The 2,270-nt window shown below is 39.5% G+C and carries 2 protein-coding genes; both read left to right on the top strand.

Going from position 1 to position 2,270, the window contains the following annotated elements; genetic code table 11:
• Positions 1-677 (top strand): acylphosphatase (locus A194_RS0115880; protein WP_017187770.1); only part of this gene is annotated, 677 nt, incomplete at its 5' end.
• A 23-nt stretch (positions 678-700) separates the two neighbouring features.
• Positions 701-2,270, top strand: a 1,570-nt coding sequence (locus A194_RS0115875) for an acylphosphatase (RefSeq protein WP_017187769.1), incomplete at its 3' end; no start/stop codon positions are given.

The following is a 2,270-nucleotide window of genomic DNA, read 5'->3' as shown; positions in this document are numbered from 1 at the left end:
AAGGTGTTGTTTTAGAGCTAAACCCGACAGCACAAATTGGTGGACTTGTCTTCCCGATGAAAGGTAAGCCAAATGATATTCCAAAAGCAATCATTGATTACTACTTCCCTGAAACAGAGCCGATTACTCAAGACCAAAGTAGACTTTACTTTGACTTAGAAACAGTACTTGAGCCTTTATTGACTCGTACGGCTAAAGTTGCAGCTATGTCACCCAAGCCTAAGGGTGAACTGTATGCAAAGAAATATATCGTAACAGGTGATGTAAGTAACCACGGTTTCCACCTAGGACTACGTAAACAATTATTTGAGCGTTATTTATTCGGACGAATTGTCATGCTTGAAGACGATAGTATAGAAGTTGTTGCAGCAGGTACCGACTCTGAAGCAGTCGAAGAATTTAAAGAAGCACTCTACGAAGACCCAGAAAGGTCAGAAATTGAAAGTGTAACTGAAGAAGCGTATGATGGAGCATTAAATATCGGCGTTGAGATTAAAACGGCTAAACACCTTCAGTTAGAACGCGCGCAAGAATTACAGCAATCATTAGAGCTAATTAACCAAGAGCTTCATTCACTTGAAAAAAACTACAAGACTTACTTGAAGAGTTTCTCTTGGAGAATATCCTATCCTATTCGGCTGATCGGTGCTATGTTTAAATCGATCAGAAGATCTTAATTAAAATTAGGGAGTAATGAATAATGAAAGACCAACAAATGATTACATTACCTCATTTAACAAATGACGTAGTGCGACAAGCAAAAAAAACGAAACTATGCGCCTACTCCGTTGCATTAGAAGGATGGCGTCGAGGTCTTAATTTAAAATGGTATACAAAAGATTCTGAGCACTTTCAAGACATGGTGATCTTCGGCGTAAACCCACCAGGGCGACTATTTTCTTTAAGTAGTGGTGAACATACGCACTATTTCTTTAGAACACGTGGCGATAAAATAACGAATGAAGCAGTTGAAATCGGATCAGATAAAGATGAGACGAAACGTTATTTATTAAATCAAGACGTTCCATGTCCAATAGGGAAGCTTTTTAATGGAGAGCATTCTGATGAAGAAGTCGTTCAACAAGCGTCACAAGAGATCCAGTACCCACTTGTTATAAAGCCTGTAGACGGAAGTTTAGGAAATGGTGTTATTACAAACATCCGAAACGATGAAGAGTTATATCATGCTTTACGTTATGTCCGGGATGAATTAGGCTATCAAGACATTATTGCCGAACGTTATATTACAGGTGAAGAATACCGAGTTTATGTCATTGAAGACGAAGTTGTAGCAGCTTATAACCGAGTACCAGCGAACGTTGTTGGAGACGGTGAACATACAATCGAACAATTAATAAACCGTAAAAATAAAGAACGACGTAAAAATGCTCGACTTCACAGTTGCCTAATTGAAGTCGATATTGAAATTACCGAGTTTATCGAAAAAGCAGGGTACAACTACGACAGCATCCCAGAAGAAGGAGAATTGATTTATCTTCGTGAGAAAACGAATGTATCTTCTGGTGGAGACCCAATTGATGTGACAGACACGATTCCTACTGAGATTAAAGAAGTAGCTGTTAAAGCATTAAAAGCTGTACCAGGCCTTTATCACGGTGGGGTTGATATTATTTACGATGAAAACACTGGTATACCACCAGTCGTCATCGAATTAAACCCAACTGCACAAATCGGAGGAATCCTTTACCCTTCAGAAGGTAAAGCACGAGACATCCCTAAAGCAATTGTCGATTACTATTTCCCTGAAACAAAAGGCATCGACACGAGCAAATCGAAAGTGTATTTTGACCTAAATGCAGTACTAGAACCGTTAACAGACCGCTCAGCAATCGAAGTCGAAGTCAATGATGCACCTGATGGCAAATTATACGCGCGTCAATACACACTCAAAGGGCGTGTCCGACGCAACTCATTCCACCAATGGATGAAAGAACAAGCCCAATCACTTGGCCTACACGGTTATGTACAGCGATCATTGAAAGATGAAGTGGAAGTCGTCGTAGCCGGTACAAGCAGAGAAAAGGTTCGTGAATTTAGAGAACTCTTAAACAATCCACCGAAGAAAGTGAAAATCCGACAAATTGAATCAGACCGTTATGAGGACCCGATCAAGATTGGGTTTGAAATAGACGAGCCGTATAATCCTAAAAGCTTTAAATCACTAGGGTCTGCGATTTATAATATGGAACGTGAGCTTCATAAGAGTCAAAAACGTAAAGATAAACTTGAAAAAGAAATTGATAAGATTA

Origin of the sequence: Alkalibacillus haloalkaliphilus C5 (assembly GCF_000269905.1) — a bacterium.
In the GTDB taxonomy this organism is placed as follows: Bacteria; Bacillota; Bacilli; order Bacillales; family Alkalibacillaceae; genus Alkalibacillus; species Alkalibacillus haloalkaliphilus_A.
Note: the sequence above shows the minus strand (reverse complement) of the source record. Positions and strands in the feature narration are given on the sequence as shown.